This is a genomic window from Saccharospirillaceae bacterium, assembly GCA_022448365.1.
Lineage (GTDB): Bacteria > Pseudomonadota > Gammaproteobacteria > Pseudomonadales > Oceanobacteraceae > Bacterioplanoides.
This window is the reverse complement of the sequence record JAKVCS010000005.1, coordinates 212,735-239,212: the sequence shown is the minus strand read 5'-3', so window position 1 is coordinate 239,212 and position 26,478 is coordinate 212,735. Positions and strand designations below refer to the sequence as shown.

At 49.9% G+C, this 26,478-nt stretch carries 23 protein-coding genes; 13 read left to right on the top strand and 10 right to left on the bottom strand.

Annotated features, from left to right (window positions below):
* Positions 1–9: 9 nt before the first annotated feature.
* The 4 genes from hemF to MK185_15000 all read right to left on the bottom strand — a co-directional run bounded on the left by hemF (position 10) and on the right by MK185_15000 (position 3,935).
* Positions 10–960, bottom strand: coding sequence for an oxygen-dependent coproporphyrinogen oxidase (hemF, locus tag MK185_15015; GenBank protein MCH2041938.1), 951 nt, complete (start codon positions 958–960; stop codon positions 10–12).
* 9 nt (positions 961–969) lie between these two features.
* Complete coding sequence (locus tag MK185_15010) at positions 970–1,557, bottom strand: L-threonylcarbamoyladenylate synthase (GenBank protein ID MCH2041937.1); 588 nt, start codon at positions 1,555–1,557, stop codon at positions 970–972.
* A gap of 123 nt (positions 1,558–1,680) precedes the next feature.
* A complete protein-coding gene (gene dprA, locus MK185_15005; GenBank protein ID MCH2041936.1) occupies positions 1,681–2,871 on the bottom strand; it encodes a DNA-processing protein DprA in 1,191 nt (396 codons plus the stop codon).
* Positions 2,872–2,882: 11 nt separating this feature from the next.
* Positions 2,883–3,935 (bottom strand): LysM peptidoglycan-binding domain-containing protein, encoded by a 1,053-nt coding sequence (locus MK185_15000; protein MCH2041935.1) that lies wholly within the window; start codon positions 3,933–3,935, stop codon positions 2,883–2,885.
* A 140-nt stretch (positions 3,936–4,075) separates the two neighbouring features.
* Here MK185_15000 and def point away from each other — a divergent pair, with 140 nt between their 5' ends.
* The 5 genes from def to MK185_14975 all read left to right on the top strand — a co-directional run bounded on the left by def (position 4,076) and on the right by MK185_14975 (position 9,834).
* Positions 4,076–4,591, top strand: a complete 516-nt coding sequence (def, locus tag MK185_14995) for a peptide deformylase (GenBank protein ID MCH2041934.1) — start codon at positions 4,076–4,078, stop codon at positions 4,589–4,591.
* Positions 4,592–4,618: 27 nt separating this feature from the next.
* On the top strand, positions 4,619–5,569 hold the full coding sequence (gene fmt / locus MK185_14990; protein ID MCH2041933.1) for a methionyl-tRNA formyltransferase: 951 nt from the start codon (positions 4,619–4,621) through the stop codon (positions 5,567–5,569).
* Positions 5,566–6,942 (top strand): 16S rRNA (cytosine(967)-C(5))-methyltransferase RsmB, encoded by a 1,377-nt coding sequence (rsmB, locus tag MK185_14985; GenBank protein ID MCH2041932.1) that lies wholly within the window; start codon positions 5,566–5,568, stop codon positions 6,940–6,942. The genes fmt and rsmB overlap by 4 nt, the downstream gene beginning before the upstream one ends.
* Positions 6,943–7,012: 70 nt before the next feature.
* The gene (trkA, locus tag MK185_14980; protein ID MCH2041931.1) at positions 7,013–8,386 is read left to right on the top strand and encodes a Trk system potassium transporter TrkA; all 1,374 of its coding nucleotides are present in this window, start codon (positions 7,013–7,015) and stop codon (positions 8,384–8,386) included.
* The gene (locus MK185_14975) at positions 8,386–9,834 is read left to right on the top strand and encodes a TrkH family potassium uptake protein (GenBank protein ID MCH2041930.1); all 1,449 of its coding nucleotides are present in this window, start codon (positions 8,386–8,388) and stop codon (positions 9,832–9,834) included. Before trkA ends, MK185_14975 begins: the two co-directional genes overlap by 1 nt.
* 83 nt (positions 9,835–9,917) lie before the next feature.
* On the opposite strand, the gene MK185_14970 is transcribed toward MK185_14975, so the two are convergent.
* Entirely contained in the window at positions 9,918–10,826 is a 909-nt protein-coding gene (locus MK185_14970; GenBank protein ID MCH2041929.1) for a lysophospholipid acyltransferase family protein, read from the bottom strand.
* Between the two features lie 157 nt (positions 10,827–10,983).
* Between MK185_14970 and MK185_14965 the strand changes: the two genes are divergently transcribed.
* The 7 genes from MK185_14965 (at position 10,984) to MK185_14935 (ending at position 20,534) form a co-directional block, all read left to right on the top strand.
* Positions 10,984–12,621, top strand: a complete 1,638-nt coding sequence (locus MK185_14965; protein MCH2041928.1) for a response regulator — start codon at positions 10,984–10,986, stop codon at positions 12,619–12,621.
* Positions 12,618–13,268, top strand: a complete 651-nt coding sequence (locus tag MK185_14960; protein ID MCH2041927.1) for a HAMP domain-containing histidine kinase — start codon at positions 12,618–12,620, stop codon at positions 13,266–13,268. The genes MK185_14965 and MK185_14960 overlap by 4 nt, the downstream gene beginning before the upstream one ends.
* A gap of 172 nt (positions 13,269–13,440) precedes the next feature.
* Positions 13,441–14,454, top strand: coding sequence for a glycine--tRNA ligase subunit alpha (gene glyQ, locus MK185_14955; GenBank protein MCH2041926.1), 1,014 nt, complete (start codon positions 13,441–13,443; stop codon positions 14,452–14,454).
* A gap of 13 nt (positions 14,455–14,467) precedes the next feature.
* Complete coding sequence (glyS, locus tag MK185_14950) at positions 14,468–16,534, top strand: glycine--tRNA ligase subunit beta (protein MCH2041925.1); 2,067 nt, start codon at positions 14,468–14,470, stop codon at positions 16,532–16,534.
* Between the two features lie 790 nt (positions 16,535–17,324).
* Entirely contained in the window at positions 17,325–18,881 is a 1,557-nt protein-coding gene (locus MK185_14945; protein MCH2041924.1) for a hypothetical protein, read from the top strand.
* Positions 18,882–18,972: 91 nt separating this feature from the next.
* Entirely contained in the window at positions 18,973–19,527 is a 555-nt protein-coding gene (gene gmhB / locus MK185_14940; GenBank protein ID MCH2041923.1) for a D-glycero-beta-D-manno-heptose 1,7-bisphosphate 7-phosphatase, read from the top strand.
* A 188-nt stretch (positions 19,528–19,715) separates the two neighbouring features.
* The gene (locus tag MK185_14935; protein MCH2041922.1) at positions 19,716–20,534 is read left to right on the top strand and encodes a 1-acyl-sn-glycerol-3-phosphate acyltransferase; all 819 of its coding nucleotides are present in this window, start codon (positions 19,716–19,718) and stop codon (positions 20,532–20,534) included.
* Between the two features lie 45 nt (positions 20,535–20,579).
* Here MK185_14935 and MK185_14930 read toward each other — a convergent pair whose 3' ends face one another.
* The 3 genes from MK185_14930 to MK185_14920 form a co-directional block, all read right to left on the bottom strand.
* Positions 20,580–21,563 (bottom strand): hypothetical protein, encoded by a 984-nt coding sequence (locus MK185_14930; GenBank protein MCH2041921.1) that lies wholly within the window; start codon positions 21,561–21,563, stop codon positions 20,580–20,582.
* Positions 21,564–21,569: 6 nt separating this feature from the next.
* Positions 21,570–22,541 (bottom strand): triacylglycerol lipase, encoded by a 972-nt coding sequence (locus tag MK185_14925; protein MCH2041920.1) that lies wholly within the window; start codon positions 22,539–22,541, stop codon positions 21,570–21,572.
* Between the two features lie 199 nt (positions 22,542–22,740).
* Positions 22,741–23,280 carry a TetR/AcrR family transcriptional regulator gene (locus MK185_14920; GenBank protein ID MCH2041919.1) on the bottom strand — a complete coding sequence of 180 codons (540 nt, stop codon included), beginning with the start codon at positions 23,278–23,280 and terminating at the stop codon, positions 22,741–22,743.
* Between the two features lie 197 nt (positions 23,281–23,477).
* On the opposite strand from MK185_14920, the gene MK185_14915 reads away from it, so the two are divergent.
* Complete coding sequence (locus MK185_14915) at positions 23,478–24,092, top strand: hypothetical protein (protein MCH2041918.1); 615 nt, start codon at positions 23,478–23,480, stop codon at positions 24,090–24,092.
* 87 nt (positions 24,093–24,179) lie between these two features.
* Here MK185_14915 and MK185_14910 read toward each other — a convergent pair whose 3' ends face one another.
* On the bottom strand, positions 24,180–25,499 hold the full coding sequence (locus MK185_14910) for a sodium:proton antiporter (GenBank protein MCH2041917.1): 1,320 nt from the start codon (positions 25,497–25,499) through the stop codon (positions 24,180–24,182).
* Positions 25,500–25,684: 185 nt separating this feature from the next.
* Positions 25,685–26,389 (bottom strand): GGDEF domain-containing protein, encoded by a 705-nt coding sequence (locus MK185_14905; GenBank protein ID MCH2041916.1) that lies wholly within the window; start codon positions 26,387–26,389, stop codon positions 25,685–25,687.
* Between the last annotated feature and the right edge of the window lie 89 nt (positions 26,390–26,478).

The following is a 26,478-nucleotide window of genomic DNA, read 5'->3' as shown; positions in this document are numbered from 1 at the left end:
TAATGTTTCTTACACCCAATCTTTGTGAGGCAGAAACTCTTCGTACAAGCGAGCTTCCGGGCTACCGGGTTCGGGCTGCCAGTCGTAATCCCAATGCGCAACCGGAGGCAGCGACATCAGAATCGATTCAGTGCGACCACCGGTTTGCAGACCAAATATGGTGCCACGATCAAACACCAGGTTAAATTCGACGTAACGGCCACGGCGATAAAGCTGAAATTTGCGCTCACGTTCACCAAAAGGCTCGTCTTTGCGTCTGGCAACGATCGGGACATAGGCATCAATGTACCCATCGCCCACAGCCTGCATAAATGCGAAACTCTTTTCAAAGTTAAGCTCGCCCTCCCATTCGTTCAGATCATCGAAGAACAAGCCACCGACACCGCGGGTTTCGTTACGATGCTTCAGAAAGAAGTATTCATCACACCATTTCTTGTACTTAGGAAACGCCTCGGCACCGAAAGGTTCACACAAATCTTTCGCAGTCTGGTGCCAGTGAACCACGTCTTCTTCATAAGGATAGAAGGGCGTCAGGTCGAAACCACCGCCCATCCACCAGACTGGCTCTTCACCTTCTTTCTCTGCGATAAATAACCGCACATTGGCATGTGACGTCGGTACATAGGGATTGTTCGGGTGAATAACCAGAGAGACACCCAATGCCTGAAAGCTGCGGCCCGCTAATTCCGGGCGACTGGCAGTGGCGGATGCAGGCAGCTGTGGGCCTTTCACGTGCGAGAAGTTGACACCGCCTTTTTCGATCACCGCACCATCAGCAATTACACGAGTTCGGCCGCCCCCGGTCAGCGCCAGCGCACTGTCACTCGGATCGCGGTCCCAGGCGTCTTCAACGAACTGTGCCTGACCATCCTGCGCCTCTAACGCGGCACAAATCCGATCCTGCAGATCGAGGAAATACGCTTTTACCGCTGCTACATCCACAGTGCTGCTATGACTCATAAAAATTCCTTATCGCAGTCGCTGGCCGTCCAGCGTGCGAATTTCTGAAGGTTGTTTCTGACCGCCAAGATTGCCCGGCAGAATAAAATCGACCACTTGTTTGCCACCAAAGGTTTTTATCGTAGCTGGCTTGAAGTATTGCCGCAGCTGCACCACCGAGCGGGCGGGCTCGCGCCCGGCAGGATTAGCAGAGGTGGATACCAGAGGCCCGGCTTTTTCACACAATGCCCGCACCATAGGGTGAGCGCTGATACGAACCGCCAGCGTCGGCTGATCATTGCGGGTCTCGCCTCTCAATAATGGCGAAACTGATTCTTCACAGGGCAGAACCCAGGTTACCGGTCCCGGCCAGGTGGCATTCACCAGGTTGAAATCGTCGCCGGATAACGGCAGCAGATAGTCATCCAGCTGATCCAATGACGCAGCAACCACCAGCATGCCTTTCTGCCATGGTCGTTGCTTGATATCGAGAATGCGCTGAATCGCCTCATCATTGGTCGGATCACAGCCTAGGCCCCAAACTGCCTCGGTCGGGTAGGCAATGACACCGCCCTGCTCGACGCAGCGGCGCGCTTGTTCTAAGTGCCAGGGATTCATATCGTATCTGCTATCAGGTTAAAAACTGCACGGGGTTCAGTACAAAGGCGGAACACTACCGCAAGGCTTTGGCAGCGACAAGCGCAGGAATGAAAGGAAGCGTGATTGGCAGCGACAAAAGCGCTATTTCAGTCGCTGATACCCACCGGGTGCCTGTGCAATCCAGCCATCAAGTTCCAGCTCCATCAGCGCCGGTAATAGCTCCACCATCGACAGGTCGCTGCGAATCGCGATGATATCTGCACTGGTTGCCTGAAAATCAATATGCGTAACAAGATCCGGCACAGGTTCCAGCGATTCACCGACAGTTTCCGGAACAACAGACCGAGGTTGCGCAACGTCCTCTGCCTCCGGAGCAATAATACGAGATTGCCTGGCAGAGACCGGCCGGCCTGCCAACGGCAAATTGGCCTGCTCCGAGGAGCTTGTTGTTGCCAGTCCCAGTTCGTCCAAAATATCCTGAGTATTCTGAACCAGGTAGGCACCCTCGCGGATCAACTGGTGGCATCCCTGGCTCGTCGGATTCGTCACCAGTCCGGGCAAGGCGAACACGTCACGTCCCTGCTCTGCCGCCTGACGTGCGGTTATCAGCGAGCCACTCTTAATGGCGGCTTCAACCACCACAGTGGCAAGGCTCAAACCACTGATGATGCGATTGCGGGATGGAAAGTGTCGTGATTGAGGTTCGGTGCCTGGCATAAATTCAGACAGCAATAAGCCATCTTGCATAATCATTTGTGCCAACCCAAGGTGTCGCTGTGGGTAAATCACGTCTGGACCGCTACCCATCACAGCAATGGTGCTGCCACCACCATGAATCGCACCTTGATGCACATGACCGTCAATCCCCATCGCCAGACCACTGACCACTGTGACGCCTGCTGCTGACAATTCAGATGCGGTTTGTTGTGCCCATTGCGCGCCATACTGAGTCGGCTTTCGACTGCCGACCATCGCAACCATTGGCTTTTTCAGGCAATCGACATTGCCGTGATAATACAGAATGGTCGGCGCATCTCGCAGAACAGCCAACGCTTCAGGATAAGGTTCTACACCCGCCAGTAAGACACCGTAATCGTTAAACTGACACCAAGCCTGCAGTTTTTCGAAACCTTGTAACAGGGAGCGATCATCGCACCAGCGCTGGGCAGCTTCGGGTTTTAATCCCATAGAAACCAGCTGCTGCGGAGTGCAGTTCAACAGGTCGTTTGGATGAGAGAGTTGCTGGCGGATATCACCGATTGTGACACTGCCAACACCCGGCAGTTTTGTGAGTTTCCACCAGGCTTTTACCAGCTCTTCCCTGAGCATCATATTGCCTCCTGTTACGGAGTGGCGAAGTGGTCACCCACCCGCAATGGACTGGTTGCGCGCATCACCAATGCGTAAGACAACTTATCAAACGTACGGAATACCATCAGTGTACCAGCACGTGTATTGGGTAAACGCACGTCTTCTCCGGCAATCCGGTCATAAACGATCGCGCCGGTTTTTTCGATCACCAGTACCGATCCCGGCACTAACTTGTCACGTTCACCCCGATTCAGCACAACCACATCGTATTGACCAACCTGACTCACGCCGCCGGACACAGCCAATACCTGACCTTTAACATCAACGGCTGGCGGCTTAGGGTAATAACGAGCGATTAATTCACGATCTTCTGTGGTCAATAAACGATCACCCACAGATACCTGCTGATTCGTACGATCCAGCGTCATGGTTGCAATATCACCGTCCAGCGCATCAACTCGTGCCAAACCGATATCCAGTGCTTCTGCACCAAGTACTTCATCGCTGGTGGGATCAACGTAAACCTGACCTTGACGGAAAACACCATAAGCGGCTTCGGCATCAGAGAAATCACCACGGGCATATACGGTTTCACCGGCACCCATCAGAATATGTCCGTTCGATCCGGCGATTACACGGGGGGCTTTCGATAGCGTCTGTTGTTCAACAACACGGTGGTCCCGCAGGAAACCACGGATTGCGTCCAGGGGAATTGCCGGGATGGCAGATTCAATCGATTCTACCCTCGCGGTTGGCTGCATTTTTACTAAGCCTGGGGATAACTTAACGGTGCGGCTGGCCATACCACGCTTGATAACCGTTGCTTTGGTTTCACCATTAATGGTGACAAGACCAATCTCGTCGCCCGGAAAAATCAGGTGAGGGTTCTTAATCTGGTTGTTCTGATACCAGATTTCCGGCCAATTCCAGGCATCGTCGGCATAACGCTCTGCGATGCTCCATAAGGTATCACCTTCTTCTACAACATAACGCTTAGGGGCGTCAGGCTTTACATCAATTGCCGCGGCGGTTGCAGAAACCGTCACTAAACCGGCAAGGAGAAAGCGTTTGAAGGTTTTGCTCATCCTCTATTCCCTTTATTATTAGTCTTTGGCGACATATGCAGTTCACTGTCCGCAGTGTAGCAAGCGAACGCCGTAGTTATCTATAAGCAGTTTCTATAACCCGTTAATAACCGCAGTGGCTTTTTAAGTACAGATTCTTTATGGCATTACTTCCAATTCTTGAATTCCCGGATCAACGTTTACGCACAGTGGCAAAGCCTGTGGCGCAAGTGGATGACCGTATTCGCACCATCATCGACGATATGTTCGAAACCATGTACGACGCACCGGGGATCGGACTGGCGGCAACTCAGGTGGATATCCACGAGCGCATCATCACCATCGATGTGTCCGAAGACAAAACCGAGCCGCTGGTATTTATCAACCCGGAAATCACCGTGTTAGAAGGTGACCCCGAAACCATGCAGGAAGGTTGTCTGTCAGTACCCGGCTTCTATGAAGAAGTGACCCGTATTGAACACTGTCTGGTGAAAGCGCTGGATCGTGACGGTAAGCCGTTCGAGATGGAGTGCACAGGTCTTCTGGCAGTGTGTATTCAACACGAAGAAGATCACCTGGAAGGTAAGTTAATGGTGGACTACGTTTCGCCCCTGAAGCGCAAACGCATCAAAGACAAGCTCGACAAAAAACACAAGCTTGAAGCGCGCCGCAAATAAACCATCCAGCGATAGCCAGAGAAACCCATGCCCTTAAAAATTGTATTTGCCGGCACGCCGGATTTTGCAGCGCTTCACCTGAGTTCGCTGATTGATAGCGAACATGAAGTGATCGCCGTATACAGCCAGCCTGATCGTCCGGCTGGCCGTGGTAAGAAGCTGCAACCGAGCCCGGTAAAACAGGTCGCTCTGGAACACAACATTGATGTGTACCAGCCGGTCAACTTCAAACACCACGACGATGTGAAGCAGCTGGAAGCACTCAACGCCGATGTGATGATTGTTGTCGCCTACGGCTTGTTATTACCGCAGCCAGTATTAGACGCTCCCAAACACGGCTGCCTGAATGTTCATGCTTCACTGCTCCCTCGCTGGCGGGGTGCCGCACCGATTCAGCGCTGCATCGAGGCGGGTGATAAAATGACCGGTATCACCATCATGCAAATGGATGCCGGCCTTGATACCGGCGATATGCTGCATAAGATCACGACCGGTATTACGCTCGATGATACGGGTGGCAGTCTGCATGATCGCCTTGCTGCCCTTGGCCCACAATCGTTACTGGCCACGCTGGCACAACTCGAAGCGGGTGAATTGCAACCAGAGAAGCAAAACGACGCCCAGGCCAATTACGCCCATAAACTGAAAAAAGAAGAAGCCCTGCTGGATTGGTCTCAGAATGCCGACGATCTGGCGTTGCGGGTGCGTGCCTTTAACCCGTTTCCGGTGGCTTTCACTTTGCTTGGTAACGAAAGAATCCGGGTACTCCGGGCAACGCCGCTGGAAAAAGTTACTCAGCTGCAACCCGGTACGATTGCACATGTGTCCTCAGACGGTATCGAAGTCGCCTGCGCCGAAGGGGTATTGCGCCTGGAGCAAATCCAGCTGGCTGGTAAAAAAGCGATGATGGTCGCCGATGTCATAAACGGCCAGCCAAACTTATTTCAGTCTCATTACGTACTGGCGTCGGAACTGTGAGCAGTTTATACGGCAAAGCCTCAAGCAGTCAGATTTCCGCTCGCTACGCCGCTGTCCAGGCTTTGCATCAGGTGATGCAGGGGCAATCTCTGAATCAGCTGCTGCCACAGTTGGAAGAGCGGGTCATCGACGACGACCGCGGTTTTTTGCGCGATATGGCACTCGGCAGTTGTCGCTACTTTCAGCGCCTCAATGCCATCACCAAAATATTGTTAAAAACACCGTTTGGTGACGAAGATCAGGATCTGCAGGCATTAATGATTGTCGGCTTGTACCAGCTGGAGGTGCAGAAAAAAGCACCCCATGCTGCGGTTCATGCCACGGTCGATGTCTGTGAAGAAATGGGTAAGGGGTACGCTAAGTCGGTAATTAATGCTTGCCTGCGACGCTATGGACGCGAGTATCAGGAACTGACCGCTCCTCTGGACAATAATCCGGTAACGGCCACCAGCCATCCTAAATGGCTGATGAAAATGATGCAGAAAGCCTGGCCAGATGACTGGCAACAGGTATTCGGGCAGAACAATCAGCGTCCACCATTATGTCTGCGAGTTAACCAGCGCCACGGCAGCCGCGAAGCGTATCTTGAGCGATTGCAGCAGGCAGGTATTGAAGCCATCGCCGCAGAGTTTGCTCCGTTTGGCATCTATTTAGCGCAATCCTGTGATGTCACTCAACTGCCTGGATTCGCTGATGGCGATATCAGCGTTCAGGATGAAGCCGCACAGCTGGCTTCGTTGCTTCTGGCACCGCAGCAAGGCGAAAGGGTACTCGATGCCTGCGCCGCACCGGGCGGTAAAACCTGCGCTCTACTGGAAGCGGCTGACTGCGATGTCACCGCCTTAGATCTGGAAGCATCACGTCTGGAACGAGTCGAAGAGAATCTGGAACGTCTTGGTCTGTTTTCCAATAGTACTGGTCTATCAGCCAGTGTTGTTTGCGCCGATATGGCAGATACCGACGCCTGGTGGGAAGGTGAACAATATGATGCAGTTTTGTTGGATGCGCCCTGTTCGGCAACCGGCGTGATCCGCCGCCATCCGGATATCAAATTACTACGTCGGCGCGACGATATTGAACAACTGGCTGATGTGCAGCAAACCCTGCTGAATACCGCCTGGGATTTGCTAAAACCCGGAGGTCGTTTGCTGTACGCAACCTGTTCGGTATTGCCACAGGAAAATAACGATCAGGTTGAGCGCTTTATCGCAGCTAAGCTTGAGGCAGGACAGGATATTTCTCACCGGCCACTGGAGAATATCCTGTCAGCTATGGACAATCTTCCGGGAGTCGCCTGTAATGCCGGGCGTCAGCTGTTCCCGCAAGAGAATGGCCATGATGGTTTCTTTTATGCCTTATTGGTGAAGGGTTAAAAAGTGCGATGAGACAGAGCCACATACAGCCACAGACTGCCCAACAGGGTAGAAAACAGGGATGTGCTTTATGAAGATTATTATCTTAGGCGCAGGTCAGGTTGGTGGTACTCTCGCTGAGAACCTGGCCAACGAACAAAACGATATTACGGTTATTGATACCGATGCCGCGCGTTTGCGGGAGCTGCAGGACCGAATCGATATTAAAACGGTTTATGGCCGAGGTTCGTATCCACAGATTCTCGCCGATGCTGGCGCTGACGATGCCGATATGCTGGTTGCAGTCACGAACTCTGACGAAACCAATATGGTGGCCTGTCAGATCGCTTACACCCTGTTTCGTACGCCCACCAAAATCTCCCGGATTCGTTCGGCCGCTTACCTGAAACAGCGCGACCTGTTTAACAACGACGCCTTCCCGATAGACGTTCTGATTTCTCCTGAGCAAGTGGTTACCAACTACATCAGCCGCTTGCTGCAGTATCCGGGTGCATTACAGGTACTCGACTTTGCTAATCGCAAAGTGCAGCTGGTTGCAGTTAAGGCCTACTACGGCGGTCCGCTGGTTGGCCAGGATGTAAAAACTCTGAAGACTCATCTGCCTGAGACCAACGCTCGTGTGGCCGCGATTTTTCGTCGGGGACAGGCGATTGAGCCAACCGGCTCAACCGTAGTGGAAGCCGATGACGAAGTTTTCTTCGTCGCGGCAAAACACCACATTAAAAAAGTGATGAGTGAATTACGTCGGGCGGAAGATTCCTACAAGCGAATTGTTATCGCCGGTGGCGGTAATATTGGCTATCGCCTGGCGAAACAGCTGGAAAAAGACTACCAGGTGAAGCTGATCGAGTTTCATAAGGAACGGGCACAATTTCTCAGCGAAAACCTGAACCGAACCGTTGTGCTGCTGGGTTCCGCCACCGATAAAAGCCTGTTGGAAGAGGAAAACATCGAGAATACCGATGTTTTCTGCGCCCTGACCAACGACGACGAAACCAATATCATGTCATCGCTGTTGGCAAAACGCTCTGGCGCCCGCAAGGTGATGACGCTGATTAATAAATCCGCCTACGTCGATCTGGTTCAGGGTGGCATGATTGATGTGGCCATCTCGCCGCAACAAGCCACCATTGGCTCGCTGCTGACCCACGTTCGCCGTGGTGATGTGGTTAATGTTCACTCCCTGCGTCGCGGTGCTGCCGAAGCCATTGAGGCCATCGCCCACGGTGACCAGAGCTCGTCAAAAGTGGTTGGTCGTCCGATTCACGATATTCCACTGCCGCCGGGAACCACCATTGGTGCGATTGTGCGCGGCGACGAAGTCATTATGGCAACCTCCAAACTGGTGGTGGAATCCGACGATCACGTCATCCTGTTCGTGATGGATAAGCGTCATATTCCGGATGTTGAGCGTTTGTTCCAGGTTGGCTTAGGGTTCTTCTGATGCACTTTAATGTTATCGCACGGGTGCTAGGCATCTTTTTGATGCTGTTCAGCCTGACGACGCTACCGCCATTACTGATCTCCATGTGGTACAGCGATGGTGCTACCCAGGCTTTTGCTATGGCATTGCTGCTAACCTTTGGTATTGGTTTTATGAGCTGGCTGCCAGTGCGTCATATTCGTCACGAATTAAGAACCCGTGATGGCTTTCTGATTACCGTATTATTCTGGCTGGTGCTGGCAATATCCGGAACCTTCCCGTTGATGCTGGCCGATAACCCTGGCCTCAGCTTCACCGATGCATTCTTTGAATCGCTGTCAGGCTGGACCACCACCGGTGCCACCATCATGACCGGCATCGATGACCTGCCAAAATCGATCCTGTGGTACCGTCAACAACTGCAATGGCTCGGTGGTATGGGAATTATTGTATTGGCGGTTGCGGTGCTGCCGATGCTCGGCATTGGTGGGATGCAGCTGTTCCGGGCTGAAACCCCGGGGCCGCTAAAAGACTCTAAGCTGACCCCCCGTATTACCGAAACCGCCAAGGCGTTATGGTACATCTATCTGATGTTAACCGTTGCCTGTGCACTGGGTTACTGGCTGGCCGGTATGAGTTTATTTGACGCCATCTGCCACAGCTTTGCCACCGTCGCCATTGGTGGTTTCTCCACCCACGATGCCTCACTGGGATATTTCGACAGCCCGGCCATCGAGATGATTGCCGTGTTGTTTATGCTGGTGTCGTCCCTCAATTTTGCGTTGCATTTCTATGCCTGGCGTAATCGCTCGCTGGGCCACTTTTTCGCAGATTCTGAGCTGAAGTTCTTCTTTATCATGATTGGTGGCGGCATCTTGCTGACGGTACCAGCACTGTATCTGACGAATACCTACAACTGGGAAGACTCAGTTCGCTATGGCATTTTCGAGCTGGTTTCAATCGCCACAACAACGGGCTTCGGCACCGCAGACTTTTCTGTATGGCCGGTTTTCCTGCCCGTTCTGTTATTTATGATGGCCTTTATCGGCGGTTGTGCCGGCTCGACCGGTGGCGGTATGAAGGTGATTCGGGTGTTATTAATCTACAAACAAGGCATTCGTGAGATTCTGCGACTGATCCACCCAAATGCCATTATTCCAGTAAAGCTGGGAAAACAACCGGTGGCCGAACGGGTACTGGAAGCCGTATGGGGATTTTTCGCTCTGTATGTCGGCACGTACATGGTGATGATGCTGGCCTTACTGGCAACAGGGATGGATCACGTCACCGCTTTCTCTGCTGTGGGTGCCTGCCTCAACAATCTTGGCCCGGGACTGGGTGATGTTTCGGCTCATTATGGCGATCTCAGCGATGCCGCCAAGTGGATCCTGTCGCTGACCATGCTACTTGGACGGCTTGAGATTTTCACCCTGCTGGTGTTGATCAGTCCGGCATTCTGGCGTAGCTGATAACCAGAAAATACAGAGAAGCCCCCGACATAAAATCAGACGTCACAACCCGCCTGTAACGGGTTTTGCGTCTGATCGTTCAATTACGGGACATTAGCCTCGCGATAAGGGTTTGGCATCCCTTCCGGCTGACGCTTAAAGCGTTTATAACTCCACTGGTATTGCTCCGGACAAATCGCAATACACTCTGCAATACCGCGGTTCATGGAATTCGCCGACACTTCAACATCTTCGGAATACAGATCTTCATCCGGTTTTACGAAATAGATATCAAAGCCCCTGGCATCCGGTAACCGTTTAGCAAACGCATAAAGAGCACGCGCTCCGGTTTTCTGCAGCATTTCATAGGGAAGTTTGGGTGTCAGGGTTGGATGACCCATAAAGTCAGCGAAAACACCACTTTGAACACGCGGCTCCTGATCCGGCAGAAAACCCACCATCTCACCGTTGCTCAGTGTCGTAAAAAGGCCCATCACACCGGCACGGGTGGTTGGCACCAATTTACAACCAATAGTCTCACGACGGTTAACCATCCAGCTATTAAAGCTCGGTAACTTCGCCGGACGATACATGATGGTGATGTCGTGACGACGCTTAGCGCAGTAGTTATTAATAATTTCCCAATTGCCAAGGTGTGGGGCCAGCAACAACTTACCACCGTCATAGCGCATCAGCTCGTCGTACAACTCTTCACCATGAACCTGATTAATCAGGCCGGTGGTGATCTCAGGATCATAACCCCACATAGGACCGGTCTCAGCCAGGGTTTTTCCACTTTCGATCAGACTGTTGCGCAGCAGCTCGGCGCGCTCAGCCTCACTTTTCTCAGGATAAACCAGTGACAGATTAACGCGTGCGACTTCACGGCTACGACTACGACGTGACAACAAATAGCCACCAATGCGTATCCCCAGTTTCTGCGCAGATGCTAACGAGACCTTTCCCAGCAACTTAATCAAACCAATCGCCAGATAACCAAACAACGACTTCACACTTCACCTCGGTTTTCTTGTTTGCACGCAGTTTACGGCCTCAAGCCCGTGGCGCAAGTGTATTCCGGCAATGGCCATCCCAACCAATAACCGCTGCTCTTTAACCAGCGAAATATCAGTACTTTGCTAAACTCAATGGACAAAGCTCAGGTGGCCTATGATCAATCTGGAACAAACACTTAAATCCAAACGAATTCTCATCGTTGATGACCTGGTAGAAGCTCGAAGTGCGCTAAAGAAGATGACTACACTTCTGGGGTGCGAGCACATCGATACAGCGACGGATGGCAAAGAAGCCTCAGAGTTACTGACGGCATACGATTACGATATTGTGTTCTCAGACTATAACCTCGGTAAGGGTCGAGACGGGCAGCAAGTGCTGGAGGAAGCGCGCTACTCCAACCGCCTGCGAGCAACGTCCTTGTTTATACTGGTTACCGGAGAGAATGCCGTTGATATGGTGATGGGGGCACTGGAATACGAACCGGATGCGTATATCACCAAACCATTTACTCTGAACATGCTGCGCGAGCGCCTGACCCGAATTTTACGCATAAAACAGCAGCTCAACCCGATTAATACCGCCATTGATGCCGACGATACTGATCGTGCCATTGCCATGGCAGAGAAGTTGTTGCAGGAAAACAGCAAACTTCTGATGCCGGTCACCCGTATTCTCGGCAAGCTGTACATGCGCCAGCATCGCTATAACGATGCCATAAAAGTGTATTCAACCCTGCTGAATACCCGCTCGGTATCCTGGGCACGCCTGGGTCAATCCATTTGCTTACATCATCTGGGAGATCCACAAAGCGCCCTGGCGCTGTTGAAACAAAATCTGCAAAAACACCCGATGTACGTTCAGTGTTATGACTGGGCAGCGCGCATATTACTCAAAACAGGCAAGCTCAAAGCCGCGCAGCAACAGCTGGAAAAAGCCGTGGCCATCTCTCCCAAAGCGGTATTACGTCAGATTGAACTGGGCAAGCTGGCTTATCAGAATGAGAACTACAGCGTGGCAGAAAACGCCTTCGAACAGGCGATTCGTCTTGGTCGTCACTCATGCTATAAAACATCCAAGAACTACCTCAACTTTGTTCACGCTGCGCAACACAGCATGGGCACCGATGCCAGCCGTGAGAACAAAAGCAAGGTCAGCAAAGCTTTGAAGGCGATTGAAGAACTGCGCCAGGATTATGCCGGTCAGATTGAAGTGATGTTTGAAACCAGCATTGTTGAAGGCAAAACCCATCTGCGTACCGAGAATCAGGATGGCATGAATTCGTCTGCAAAACGTGCCGAAGAATTATTGTCGCAGATTAAAAAGCCCGACGTCGAACAACGCCTGCTGATGACCGAAGCCTATATCGATACCGGCCAGCATGTAAAAGCCAAAGATATGATGAATAAGCTCAAAACCGAGGGTCTGGATGATCAGGAAACTAGCCGCCTGGACAAACTGCAAGGCGAGCTGAACGAAGTCGCCATTCGCGAATACACCACGGAGTTAAATGCACGTGGCGTACAAGCTTATGAAAAGGGACTTTATGAAGAAGCCATTGAAGCCTTTGATAACGCCACCAGCTATGAAGAAGCGGGTGTCAGTGTGTTGCTCAACACCATCCAGGCCAAAGTCAGCTTTATGGAGGAAAATCAGGTCGATGTCGGCCAATTGAAAGACTGCTATCAGCTGTTCAAACGCATCGGTGAAATCGGCAAAGCCGATGAACGTTTTTCCCGCTACAACAAGCTGAAACAAACCTACTCCCGGATGAAGAGAGCCGCAGCAATATGAAGTTTGAACAATTGCTGGCGGCGGTTGTGCACGACCTGAAAAACCAGCTGCAATCTTTGCTCGATTTTGAGCAGGATGCCATGAGCCGGATACCGCAGCAGTATCAAAAAGAACTCGAGCCGATTTTGCAGCGAACCAATCGCCTGAAAAACGACTCATTGCAGCTTATTACCCTGTACCGCTTTCACGAGAATGGCCAGTTTCCCATGGACGATGCCTGGCCGCGCGATACGGTAAACGATGCCATTGAAGCCACCAGCCTGCAGTTTCCCGGGATTACGTTTCACAATAAAGTCGATGACGATTGTCAGGGCTTTTACAGCGAAACCCTGATTCAGCTGGCACTGGTGACTCTGATTACCAACAGTGCCCAGGCGGGTGCCACAGAAATTAACATCACCGCTGACGATTCAGACAATGGCACGATGATTGAAGTCAGCGACAACGGCCCGGGCTTCCCGGAAGAGGTACTGGATGGCCAGAGGGGCAGCACCAAAAAAGGCCCGAGCGGCCTAGGTATCTACTTTGTTCAACTGATCGCTCAGCACCATCAACGAGGCGAACACCACGGCACCGTCACCACCGCCAACCGTCCGCTGCACAATCAGAAAGTGGCCGGAGCTCAGGTGCGATTATTTTTACCGTGACAGGCAACCGTGATGTTCAGGAACCCAGAGCGCGCCTGAGTCCGGCCCTATCAGCAAGCGCCAGATAAGGCTATAATCCCCGCCTTTCGTTTTTCTGCCACACCAGTCTGGTACAACCAACTGAATGATCGCAGATCAACCAACCCAATTCCGAAACAAAGAAGGTCGAGCAGTGTCTGAACAAAGCCGCCACGATATTAAAACCTTCCAGGGCCTGATTGCTGCCCTGCAAGAGTTCTGGTCCGAACAGGGCTGTGTTATCAACCAACCGATTGATATGGAAGTGGGCGCCGGCACCTTTCACACCGCGACCTTCTTACGTGCGATTGGTCCTGAGTCCTGGAACTCAGCCTATGTTCAGCCGTGTCGTCGTCCAACGGATGGCCGTTATGGTGAGAACCCTAACCGTTTGCAGCACTACTACCAGTTTCAGGTAGTGATGAAACCATCGCCACTGGATATTCAGGACAAGTATCTGGAATCCCTACGTGTGATGGGCATCGATACTAATGTTCATGACGTCCGTTTCGTAGAGGATAACTGGGAATCGCCAACACTCGGCGCCTGGGGTCTTGGCTGGGAAGTGTGGTTGAATGGCATGGAAGTGACTCAGTTCACCTACTTCCAGCAAGTGGGTGGCCTGGAGTGTTACCCGGTAACCGGTGAGATCACTTATGGCCTGGAACGTATTGCTATGTACCTGCAGGAAGTGGATTCCATCTACGATCTGGTTTGGTGTTACGGCCCGGATGGCAAGCCCGTCACGTACGGCGATGTGTTCCATCAGAACGAAGTGGAAATGTCGGCCTACAACTTCGAACACGCGGATGTTGATTTCTTATTCCAGGCGTTCGAACAGCACGAAAAAGACTGTGCTCGTCTGATCGAAGCAGGTTTGGCTCTGCCTGCTTATGAAAAGGTTTTAAAAGCATCCCACGCATTCAATATGCTGGATGCCCGTCACGCGATTTCCGTGACCGAGCGTCAGGGTTATATTCTGCGCGTACGTACTTTGGCTCGTTCCGTTGCTGAAGCGTACTTCCAATCCCGTCGTGCTCTTGAGTTCCCTCTGGCTCCTGAAGATCTGCGTAAAGAAGTGCTGGCATTAGCCGCCGCTGCAGAAAAAGAAGCCGCAGAGAAGGCTGCTAAAAAAGCAGCGAAAGAAGCCAAGAAAAACAAGGCATAAGGGGGAATTGGCAATGACTACACGTAACTTTCTGGTGGAATTGGGTACTGAAGAATTACCACCAACTCAACTGAAAAAATTAAGCGATGCCTTTACCGCTGGCATAGAAGATGGCCTGAAAGAAGCCGGTCTGGCCAACGGTACTGACGTGATATCGTTTGCATCACCTCGTCGTCTGACGGTCGTGGTAAATAATCTGGCTGAAAAACAGGACGATCGCGATGACGTACTGTGGGGACCACCGGCAAAAATCGCATTCGATGCCGATGGTAAGCCAACCAAAGCCGCTGAAGGTTTCGCTAAAAAAGCCGGAATCGATCTGGCTGACGCCACCGAAGAAAACGGCAAATTAAAAGTTTCTCGTCGTATCGAAGGAAAAGCGACCACTGAACTGCTGGAAGGCATAGTTCAGACATCGCTGGATAAGTTACCCATCGCCAAGCGCATGCGTTGGGGCTCAAGCCGTAACGAGTTTGTGCGTCCGGTACAGTGGTTAGTCATGCTGTTCGGCGAGCAGGTTGTTGAAGCAGAAATCCTGGGCGCTAAATCGGGCAATCAGTCCCGTGGGCACCGGTTCCACGCCAATAAAGAAATCACGATTAATTCCAGCGCTGATTACCAGCAAGCGATGCGCGACGCTTTCGTCATTGTGGATTACAACGAGCGTAAAGAATTAATTCGACAGCAAGTTACTGCCAAAGGTGAAGAAGTCGGTGGTATCGCCATCATCGACGAAGACTTGTTGGACGAAGTAACGGGCCTGAACGAGTGGCCTACTGCTTTGGCGGGTAACTTCGATGAAGACTTCCTGCGCGTCCCGAGTGAAGCACTGGTTTCTTCAATGAAAGAACACCAGAAGTATTTCCACGTGGAAGACAAAGACGGCAAGCTGAAACCAATCTTTATCACCCTGACCAATATCGAATCGAAAGATCCGAAACAGGTGATCGAAGGTAACGAAAAAGTGATTCGCCCACGTCTGGCGGATGCTGCGTTCTTCTGGGATACCGACCGTAAGAAAACCCTCGAAAGCCGTTACGAAAAACTGGATACCATTGTTTGGGTTAACAAGCTGGGTACCTTAAAAGCGAAAACCGATCGTATTGGCGCATTGGCAAATAAAGTGGCCACTGCTATTGGTGCTGATAATGCGTTAGCGCAACGCGCAGCCAAGCTGTGTAAAACCGATTTATTGACCGACATGGTTTATGAATTCACCGATTTGCAGGGTATCGCTGGTACTTATTACGCGCAGGGCGATGGTGAGCACGCAGACGTTGCGGCAGCCATGCAGGAACAATATATGCCTGCATTCGCGGGTGACGAACTGCCTGCTACTCAAGCGGGTTTATGTGTTGCACTGGCAGATCGCATCGACAGCCTGGTTGGTCTGTTTGGTTTAGGTCAAATCCCAACCGGCTCTAAAGATCCGTTCGCATTGCGTCGTGCGTCTTTGGGCGTGCTGCGTATTCTGGTGGAAAAAGAAGTCGATATCGATTTAGGCCAGTTAATTGATTGGGCACTTGACGCGAATTGGGAAACTGCTCCAAAAGCAGAAACCAAAGCGACTCTGATCGAGTATATGCTGGAGCGTTTCTCGGCCTGGTATAAAGACGAAGGCATTTCTGCCGAAGTATTCCAGTCTGTTCGTGCTTTAGGTTTAAGCAACGCATTGGATATCAATAACCGCGTACAAGCCGTAAACAGTTTCTCTGCCATGGAAGAAGCGCAGGCACTGGCAGCAGCCAATAAGCGTGTCTCCAATATTCTGGCGAAGAACGGTGGCGAGGCAGTCACTGCTGAAGTTGATGCCAATCTGCTAAGTGAAGACGCAGAAAAAGTAATGGCGGCTCAGGTTGCTGAAAAGCAAACTGAAGTGCAGCCATTATTAGCGGATGCGAAATACAAAGAAGCATTAGCTGCTCTTGCCGGCCTGCGTGATTCAGTCGATGCTTTCTTCGATAACGTGATGGTTATGGCGGATGATGAAGCGGTTAAGAATAACCGTCTTGCGTTACTGAAACAGCTGCAAGGGCTGTTTATTGCGATTGCGGATGTTTCGTTACTGCAGCAGGGTTGATAACTCAGGGGAGCAACAAATTGCTCCCCCCTTCTAATTTAGAATTGATGTTCGATAACCTGCCAACTGTTAGTTATGAAACGGGAGCTGAATAAATGCTAATTTTTCGGCTCCGAGGAAGGCAACGGATGATAACTCTTTATAAATACAGGGATCATGTGCTCAATCTGTAAGATTTGTATTTAAATTTCTGAAAATTCCTGACATTTTTTATTAGTATAAAACCATAATCGTCGTGATGAACGCTATTATAATTTTCTCTGGCGTGAAACCGAATACGGTTGGCAATCCAGTGAAAATTATAATCAATGTCAAAAGAACTCATGAATGAGCAGCTGACACTTCTATCAACTCAATTATCATTAATGATTACAGTGCGTATCTGGAGAAATTAGAACCGTCCTTATCAAAGGCTAAACAGCAACTAGGCAATACAAATATCTGATGTTTTTTCTGTTTCCGTAAATTGTTATTTCGAAATATCTTCAGCTTAAATGTCGCTTTAACAATGATAGAGTTAGTATCACATCAATCGAATATACAACTTCATTTATTGCATAAATTCTGATTGATAACTCCGATAGTACGTATCCCCGGACAGCTATCCTTGAAGCAGTCGATTAAATGACCTTCTCGTAAAGTTTGAAATAATACTAGCAGAAGGCTAAATTCGAACAGACATTGGAAGTGAGAATATATTTGATTGAATTAATATTACAGATCATTGTCATATTTGACCATTTTTAATTACAATCACTGCCAATTCGTAATCTTGAAAAAGGAAGTCATCGTGAAACACAATATCTTTATCGCTGCCTTAGCTGGAATGCTGTCCTGCAACGCTATAGCGTCAACCCTCATTCCTGATCTCCCCGATATCACAGCCCCGACAGATGAAGCAGTTAGTGTATCTACAGCCCCATTATTAACTGCAAATATGTTGAATGCCGTTGAAAGTGACAGCGGCGCTGCCACTACCAGTTTCGAAATAATTCAAACAGACTGGATGATTTACGAGCCAATTGAGTCTGTTGAATTGTTGGGCGGTTATTACGACTCTGAGAATGGACTCACTTATGGTGGTCTCTTGTATAGCGACCTAGCAGTTAATATCGATCTCGAAATAGACAATGAGAAAGTAACGACTATACGAGTAAAAAATAATGCCGAGGTAGAGCTGCGAAATTCAAACGGCGACATACTGGGCATTATATCGGGTCTTGCTGCAGCAGCAGAAAAAATAAGTCTAGGTGGTGATAACGAGCTGATAAAAGTAAAAACGTTCAATAACGCCATTGTCATCAACTGGCCACTTTATATCAGTGCTGACAACAATGAAATTGATTTCGTAATGCAGGCTGTTATTTCGGATAGCGGGGCTATCGGTATTCGTAGCTCAATTTCAGATATAAGCCATGTGCTATTTGATCAGCAGGGTGGTTTAGTTGGTTGTCAAATGCGTCTTAACAATACACTCATGCCAGCAGAAAATATGAAATCGCTGCCCAAGTGGAAAGAGATTTATCAAAATAATAATGAGTCTGAATGGTCACTATTATGTAGCGCTAACGACTCAGGTGACGCCATCAGAATTCAAAGCTTAAGTAACACTGGAATAGAAGCTTTTGATACTCCTATTATTAAAAGGAGTATTGTACATGACGAAGAAAGTGGTAGCGCTTTATTGTCATATCAATTGAACGAAAACGAAACTCTCGATCCGGGTACACAATATCATCTGATTCATAGACAAGCGTTAAACGACCAAAGCCAGAATACGGATAGAGCAGAAATTTTCACCCCATGGAGTAAACCTGTTGCATTTACTACTGCACTAAATACCGACTACAGCACAAATATTCGAGGTGCTTCTGATTTTATCTCTGGCCAGCCCAAAACGTTTGAGGTAACAGTAACCAATAATGGTACAGATACCGGTACACCAAAACTGGAGTTGAAAGTCCCGGTGAACGCTATCACACTCGTTAATGGTTCGTTGGCGGACTTTTTCTCCATTGGAACCGGAGAAAAACAATGCTCAAGTACCAGCATAAACAACAATGTAACAACTCTTAGCTGCGATCTAAGCTCTTTAGCAGCAAACCAGGATCTGACTACTAATGTAACCATTACGGTTAATGATACCGTTGATAGTGTTCAATATCGGGTATGTGATGCTATCGCTTGTGAAAATACTGCCTTCCAGAATCTTGCTATTAATGTCAGCTCTGATTCCGATAGTTCTGCTCCTACGTCAACCACAACCTCCTCCAGCAGTTCTTCCGGCGGCGCTTTCGCACTGTTACTTCTGGCTACTCCATTCTTACGTCGTCGTAAGCAGGCGTAAAGCAAGCAACTCAGATCGAGGGGATTCCTTACTAAGGATCCCCTTTTTTTGTTTATAATCACCACCCCTTTCTAGCAACTGAATATTCTTCATGCCTTTGATTATCCTCGACCGCGACGGCGTTATTAATCAGGACTCGGATGCATACGTAAAATCCGTCGATGAATGGATTCCGATTCCTGGCAGTGCCAAAGCCATTGCTGATTTATGCAAAGCGGGCTTTAAAGTTGCCGTGGCAACCAATCAGAGTGGTTTAGCGCGCAAATACTTCTCTCAGGCCGATCTCGATGCCATGCATGAAAAGATGACGTCACTGGTCGAAGCTGAAGGTGGGCAATTTGCTCATATCGCCTGGTGTCCGCATGGTCCGGACGATCATTGTGATTGCCGTAAACCGTTACCGGGTTTAATCCATCAGATCGAAAAAGCACTGAATGTTTCGGCGAAAGGCGCCTGGATGGTGGGTGACTCGTTACGGGATCTGCAAGCAGGAGCTGCAGCTAACTGTAATGTTGCCCTGGTTAAAACCGGCAAAGGTGAACAGACACTATCTAAATTACTGGCTGACCAGGAATTAGCAGGTAGTAAGGTGTTTACTGACTTATCGGAGTTCGCTCAATTTCTGCTGAGTCAGAATAAGGCATAAGCACAAATGATGTTTCTACGCTGGCTGCGTCTGAAACTCGCGCAAAAGTAAAACAACGCGTCGTTTTATTTGAATAAGAGCGGAGTATTCCCAGGAAATACTGATAAGAATTTACGGCAACGGATTATTCCGATTAAAGTGATATAAACATCTGTCCGAACAAAAACTATTCGATACGTGGAATCACTATGAAAGCAGCCAGTCCAGTATCAGCATCATGCACTCCGGTGTTGGTCGGTCACATGTTCAGAACACTGGTGTTTTACCTCTGGCTGGCAACATTCACGATGGTCTGGTGCCTGGTTTGTTTTGTCATAGGAATATTCCTGCCACTGAAGATACGTAATTACTTTGTGCTGGTTTTTTATTGCCAGGTCGCAGTCTGGTCTGCACGGCTTATATGTGGCATTCGCTGGCAGGTAAAAGGTCTGGAAAATATCCCCAGAGACGGACGCGGTTATGTATTGCTGAGCAAACATCAGAGTACCTGGGAAACCTTCTTTCTCCCAACCGCGATTGCACCGCACGTTCAGGTTGTTAAGAAAGAGCTGCTGTATCTGCCATTTTTTGGTTGGGCACTCAACCTGATCCATCCGATTTTTATTGATCGGAAGCAAAAGACCAACGCCTTAAAACAAGTTATTCAACAAGGTACTGAACGTCTTAATGACGGTATTCACGTATTGGTTTTTCCCGAAGGTACACGCATTCCACCGGGAAAACATAAAGACTTCTCGAAAGGCGGTGCCATGCTTGCAAGTAAAGCAAACGCTCCGGTTCTCGCCATTGCACACAACTCTGGTGAACATTGGCCCAATGACCATTGGGTGAAAAAGCCAGGGACGATCAGGGTAGTCATCAGTCCGGCAATCGAAACCTCAGAACTCACAACAAATGAAATAAATGCCTGGTCGGAACATTGGATTAACAGTGAGGTCGATCGCATTTCAAGCAACAAATTCGCTGGCGATAAGATTGACGCTGAAAACAGCGGTAAACGGTTCTAGAGCATAATGACGGCGCTTCGCCAATCGCAGGTAATACTCAGGCCGTTATTGAACCAGCGCTTTTGCCCGAAGTCGTTCGTGGGGTTCGAATTTCTGTTCCAGCAATTGCTGATATTGCTGCTGATAATCTTCCTCCGCTAAGATCGGCTTCAGTTGTTGTAGCTCCTGGCGGAACTCATTAACACGCTGTTGCCATTGCGCACGTTGCTGGTCGAGCTGTGCCAGTCGCTGAGCCGCACCCTCGCCCACCGTTTCGGCTCGCTGAAGATACTTTTCTTCAGCGGTCAATTCAGCCTGATCAATTTCGAGAAGACGGCGCTGCTGGTGGTCGCGTTGCTGTTGCAATTGTTGCTGAATCGGTTGCTCAGCTTGGAGATTGATCAGTGCCTGCTCTTTGCCTTCTGCGGTTAAATCAGAATTGAGAATGGCTGCGCGGGCCAGCGTGTTGTCGTCCATCTGGCGGTCAAAAGCAAAAAAGACAGCAGCCACCCTGCTCCCCAATTCACGATCTTGCAATGCAATTAACGCCTGCTGACGTTCCTGCATATAAACCAGTTGTTGTTGCCGGGTATGGTCCGGATCTGCCTGATAGTCCTGCTCAAACGTGCGTAATGCCTGTTTGTAACTGAGATAATTCGTCAAGATGTTCAGCGCATCCTGCAGCGCCGGTCCCTGTAGCTGACGCTGCAATTCCACTTGTATGAGCTGCTGCACCGCATCTACAGACGCCTCCCCTAACGAGCTGAGATAATAATCGAATAAATCTCTCAGAGAGGCGGTAACCAATAGTTCATCATGACGGGTGAGCAGCTTTACGCCATGAGATGTTCCTGCCAATGACGCTGGCAATGCTTGGGGTTGGTTGAGCCTTTCAACTTCTATAGCCAGCACCGGCTCAATAGTAAAAGGTTCAGGGTCGTCTGGTTGCTGAACTTGCTGACGTTCGACTTCCGGGTTCTGCAACACCACTCCGGCCGCAACGCATAATAACGCTGCGGCCGAAACAACCATAACCTGCTGCCATTTCATACCGAATTACAGGCCAGCCTGCTTGAGACGATTAGCATGTGTACGGTACAAAGACAGTGGGTCCGTGCTGAATAACGAATGCAAACCCAGTACCTGATTAATCAGATCGCCATGGTTCATCTTATAGTCATCACGAATCACAGTGCCAAAGTGGCTGGCACAGCTGCCAGTAATACCGTCACTGTTCTCACCGCCAAACAGCAGTCCAACGGTACCAAACAAATAATCCAGAGGATCCGCTACGTTGGTAAAACTGTCCGCACCACCCCAGGAATACAAGCGCACATCATGGCCATTAACGGTGACAGATGCTGGCCCTTCGCCGCAGTTTTCGGTCGGTAAACCCAGCGGGTACTGAGCATTAAATGCAGCCGCCCCGGCGGTCGTAAATTCCGCCGTCAGGGAGCGGGCATCGCCCATGCCTACATCATCGCCCGATAACTTATCAATCAGGGTGCCAGCGGCATCTGCAACCACTTCATACGCAGTACCCAGCAGGGTATCTTCCGGGAAAACCTTATTCAGAACATCTGCGATGGGTGCCCCCGTGTGTGGTGAGCCCATGGTTGTTACAGAGGCCACCAGGTCCGGGCGGACACTCATCACATAACGGGAAGTCAGACCACCCTGGCTGTGTGCGACGAGATTAAACTTCTCTATCTCTGGATTGGTTGCACGAATGTTATCCAGCTCTTTAATAAGCTGCTCGCCACGTTCAACGGAGTTGTTAAACGCGTTGATGTGCGCGGTATAAACCGTTGCACCTTCGCCTTCTAATTTCTCAGTGACTTTGTACCAGTATTCAACACCGGCAATGGAGTCAAACGCCAGAATGCCTTGTACCAGCATAATCGGGTGTTTGGTTTGGGTATAACCAGACGGTTCTGGCTGTTCAGACATTGCCTGAGCATTCAGAGCCATCACAGAAGAAGCCGTCAACAGACCGGCCGCCAATACATTGGAGATAGATTTTTTCATTTTGATTTCCGGTTTTTATTTTTATTTAACGCGGGGAAGTATAGGGAGCGAAAAAAGCTGACAACATGGCCAAACGGGCCATCTGGAGTTAATGGTACGGGTGTACTTCACTTAAACCATTGTTCAGTTATTAATCAGAAAAATGCCGTATAACGACTTTATGAGTGCCTACCAGAGAGAATCGGTCACATCTGGCACTTCAACCTTTGGACAACGTCAGAATCCAGTCGGCGATTTCTTCCAATGAGGTTTGCTGACCGTTCAGTAGGCGCGTCATCAGCCCACCCATGACCAGAGCATAAGCCTGGGTTGCCTTGGCAGAACCGACCACCTTCGCCAATTCACCAATAAACCGGTTATCCGCCTTCCTTAACAAAGCATCACCGGCGATATCCTGCGCACTGCGCTCTCTGGTGTAATCGAGCATCAGTACCAGTTCGCCGCGAAAACGCGCATCCAGATTTGCGAGCAGTGTCAGAACCTTCTGATCGGGAGTTTCGGGGACGGCCGCATCAATGCCATTCCCATATAAATTCTGTTCCTGAGTCACTAGCTCAGTACAGGCAGAAAACAGATCCTTTTTGGTAGGGAAATAATGATAAAGCGCACTTTTGGATACACCAATGGCTTCAGCAATACCTCGCATTCCCAAGCCGTTATAACCGTGTTCGGTAAAAACGGCGATGGCTTTACCAGCAAGCTCTGCGCGATAAGCGTCTCTGTCGATTATTTTTGGCATAACACTCTTCCAACCAGCAAGTCGTGCAATAGACCATACGGTCTATTTAAACTCAAGCTAATCACCCAATGCGTCTTAAATAGACCATCCGGTCGAAATAATTGACAAAAGAACCTTTAGTACATTAAATAGACCAATCGGACTATTTAATAGTTTGCAATCACCGTTAACTGGTCTTAATACTTCAGGAGTTCACCATGGCAAATGATCAGATCACCATAAAAGGTGCACAGATCGACTGGCAATGTGCCGGAGATTTTGGTTTCACTGTTGGCTACCAGCCGACTGCGGCAGAACGTTTTATTGCCAACTATCCAGCCTTACTTGTGCCGGTACTTTTGTATTTTTTATCGTGGCAAGATCTCGGCTGGAGCGTATTTCAAATTGTGGTGGCAAGCTTCCTTGCACTGGACATGATCGGTGGTGTACTAACCAATTCACTAGGTTCAATGAAACGCTTCCTGCACACAGATCAGCAATTACCAATGAACTGGCTGGGCAAACTGGTTGGTAACAAACTGGTCTTCCCTGCGATACATGTTCAGATCTTCGCCGCGCCGTTATTTTTCGATATTGGCTGGAGCTATGGTTTCTTCTGGTATGGCGTAATGATGGCGGCAGTTCTATTAATCCATAAACTGCCATTGTATTTGCACCGTCCGGTAGCACTTATGATAGTGATGTTGTCGATTATCATCGGACAAGTTGTGTTTATTGCCCCGCCTGGATTGGAATGGTTAGCGCCGATTTATATGATCAAACTGGTGCTGTCTCACGGCGTGCGCGAAGAACCTTACCGCCCCTCATACTGATTAAATCGGTGTTGCGCCAGCTAATACGGCGCAGCACCGGACACGTTAAGGTTATTCTGTTGCAATTTCGTCCGATTCAATAGCCGGTTACAACACCATCGCTGCTACCCAACCGGCAGCAAGCAACGGCAGGTTAAAGTGCAGGAAGGTTGGAATCACAGTATCACGCATGTGATTATGCTGACCGTCGGCATTCAGACCCGCGGTTGGGCCCAGCGTGGAATCCGATGCTGGCGAACCCGCATCACCCAGTGCACCAGCGGTCCCAACCAGTGCTACTATCGCCAGCGGGCTGAAGCCCATCTGTAAACACAACGGTACATAGATCGCAGCAATAATCGGAATGGTTGAGAACGATGAGCCGATCCCCATGGTTAACAGCAAGCCGACCACCAACAACATCATCGCCGCCAACGCTTGGTTGCCGGCCAGCCAGTCAGACGCACCGTTCACCAGCAAGTCGATATGACCGGTGGTTTTCAGGACTTCAGAGAAACCCGACGCAGCGATCATAATAAAGCCAATCGATGCCATCATTTTCATGCCGTCAACCAACACGCCATCAGATTCATTCCAACGAATCACACCGGTTGCGGAGAATAATAAGAAGCCTGCCATTGCGCCCAGAACCATCGATCCGGTGTAGAGCTGCAGCGCAAATGCCAGCACTATTGCTGCAGCCGCAACCCACAACGATTTGGCGCTATAGCCCTGCTCGGTATGCTCGGTTTTTTCGACCTTGCTGATGTCATAAACACGCTTGCCACGGTAGCTGAAAAACGCTGCAATCAACAACCCGGACACCATGCCCAATGCTGGAATCGCCATCGCTTTTACAACGGAAATACCTTCAACATCCAGACCCGCAGCGGCCACTTTGCCCAGTAAAATGTCGTTGAGGTAGATGCTACCGAAGCCTACTGGCAGAAACATATAGGGCGTCACTAAACCAAAGGTCAGCACACAAGCGACCAGACGGCGATCAAGCTGTAAGCGAGTCATTACTAACAAAAGCGGAGGAATCAGAATCGGAATGAACGCGATATGAATCGGAATCAGATTCTGCGACGAAATCGCCACCAGCATCAGCATAAATAGCAAGCCATGACCCAGCCACTCACTCGCAGCTTCATCACTCTTACCGATTTTGGTCAGGATTTTATCTGCCAGCAGATTGGGCAAGCCTGACAACGAAATTGCGACGGCGAAACCACCCAACAGCGCATAGCTCAGGGCGATACCTGCACCACCACCGATACCTTTGTTAAATGCTTCCAATGTGGCTGAGGTATCCAGACCACCAATTAAGCCGCCAACAAATGCGGCAACAATCATCGACAGCATCACGTGCATCCGCGCCAGGCTTAAAGCCAGCATCAGTAGCACAGCAATAATTACTGCATTCATATTTTTACTCCGGGAAACAGGGCGTCTGTATGGTCTGCGACACGATGCTGACCATTCAGACAAGACGGCGCGCAAAGTACCATAAACCGCAAGAAAAGGAATGATTCAGATCGGGTCAGCTACGGTGGACGCAGGAAAAAAACGACAGCCGCGAACAGGCTGTGGATGGTTTAGTCGTAAGGTTCCTAAATCAGCGCCTCTGCATAACCAAGGCCCTGTTTCTTGGCACGGTACATGGCAATGTCAGCTTGCTGCAGTAGCTCCGGGCCATCGCGGCCGTGACTTGGCCAAACAGCGATCCCGATACTGACCCCAAGGGTAACCTCCTGATGCTTCAACATCATGGGTTGCTGACAGGCCTCGAGTAGCTTTTTCGCCACCAAAACCGCTTTCTCCGCCTCCGTTTTTGGCAGAATGACGGCAAATTCATCACCGCCCATGCGGCACAAAGTATCTGATGTTCGTAATTGTTGCTGTAATCTTGGCGTAATTGTGGTCAGTGCATCATCGCCGGCCGCATGCCCGAGCGTATCGTTAATGTCTTTGAAGTTATTCAGATCCATCACCATGACAGCAAAAGGATCAGCGTGACGACCGGCTGCTGCGATGGTGTTATCGAGCGTGATAAACAGACTTTTGCGATTAGGCAAGCCCGTCAACGAATCGTGCAGCGACTGTTCAGCGTACTTCTCAGCAATGATCTGAATTTTGTTGAGGCTCGCCAGACTCATGCGCGTCACCATAAACACAAACCAACCACCACCAGCAAACACCCCCGCAATGATCAGGCCGATGCCGGGTAATACCTTTTCCGTCAGCATGTAATAGAGGACATACAGGTAGCCACCGATAAAACCCAATACCATAAAAAACAGCACGCGCCAGCCCATCTGCTGTCCGGTGCGGTGACGGCATATATCGGTCAACGGACCCAGACTGAGTAACAGCCCAAACAGACCAAAAACAAACAGAAAACTAA

What these genes read in the sequence shown, in the direction of transcription:
- hemF (MCH2041938.1), bottom strand. Translation starts at nt 960, where the DNA reads ATGAGTCATAGCAGCACTGTGGATGTAGCAGCGGTAAAAGCGTATTTC.
- MK185_15010 (MCH2041937.1), bottom strand. Translation starts at nt 1,557, where the DNA reads ATGAATCCCTGGCACTTAGAACAAGCGCGCCGCTGCGTCGAGCAGGGC.
- dprA (MCH2041936.1), bottom strand. Translation starts at nt 2,871, where the DNA reads ATGATGCTCAGGGAAGAGCTGGTAAAAGCCTGGTGGAAACTCACAAAA.
- MK185_15000 (MCH2041935.1), bottom strand. Translation starts at nt 3,935, where the DNA reads ATGAGCAAAACCTTCAAACGCTTTCTCCTTGCCGGTTTAGTGACGGTT.
- def (MCH2041934.1), top strand. Translation starts at nt 4,076, where the DNA reads ATGGCATTACTTCCAATTCTTGAATTCCCGGATCAACGTTTACGCACA.
- fmt (MCH2041933.1), top strand. Translation starts at nt 4,619, where the DNA reads ATGCCCTTAAAAATTGTATTTGCCGGCACGCCGGATTTTGCAGCGCTT.
- trkA (MCH2041931.1), top strand. Translation starts at nt 7,013, where the DNA reads ATGAAGATTATTATCTTAGGCGCAGGTCAGGTTGGTGGTACTCTCGCT.
- MK185_14975 (MCH2041930.1), top strand. Translation starts at nt 8,386, where the DNA reads ATGCACTTTAATGTTATCGCACGGGTGCTAGGCATCTTTTTGATGCTG.
- MK185_14965 (MCH2041928.1), top strand. Translation starts at nt 10,984, where the DNA reads ATGATCAATCTGGAACAAACACTTAAATCCAAACGAATTCTCATCGTT.
- MK185_14960 (MCH2041927.1), top strand. Translation starts at nt 12,618, where the DNA reads ATGAAGTTTGAACAATTGCTGGCGGCGGTTGTGCACGACCTGAAAAAC.
- glyS (MCH2041925.1), top strand. Translation starts at nt 14,468, where the DNA reads ATGACTACACGTAACTTTCTGGTGGAATTGGGTACTGAAGAATTACCA.
- gmhB (MCH2041923.1), top strand. Translation starts at nt 18,973, where the DNA reads ATGCCTTTGATTATCCTCGACCGCGACGGCGTTATTAATCAGGACTCG.
- MK185_14935 (MCH2041922.1), top strand. Translation starts at nt 19,716, where the DNA reads ATGAAAGCAGCCAGTCCAGTATCAGCATCATGCACTCCGGTGTTGGTC.
- MK185_14930 (MCH2041921.1), bottom strand. Translation starts at nt 21,563, where the DNA reads ATGAAATGGCAGCAGGTTATGGTTGTTTCGGCCGCAGCGTTATTATGC.
- MK185_14925 (MCH2041920.1), bottom strand. Translation starts at nt 22,541, where the DNA reads ATGAAAAAATCTATCTCCAATGTATTGGCGGCCGGTCTGTTGACGGCT.
- MK185_14920 (MCH2041919.1), bottom strand. Translation starts at nt 23,280, where the DNA reads ATGCCAAAAATAATCGACAGAGACGCTTATCGCGCAGAGCTTGCTGGT.
- MK185_14915 (MCH2041918.1), top strand. Translation starts at nt 23,478, where the DNA reads ATGGCAAATGATCAGATCACCATAAAAGGTGCACAGATCGACTGGCAA.
- MK185_14910 (MCH2041917.1), bottom strand. Translation starts at nt 25,499, where the DNA reads ATGAATGCAGTAATTATTGCTGTGCTACTGATGCTGGCTTTAAGCCTG.
- MK185_14905 (MCH2041916.1), bottom strand. Translation starts at nt 26,389, where the DNA reads ATGGGCTGGCGCGTGCTGTTTTTTATGGTATTGGGTTTTATCGGTGGC.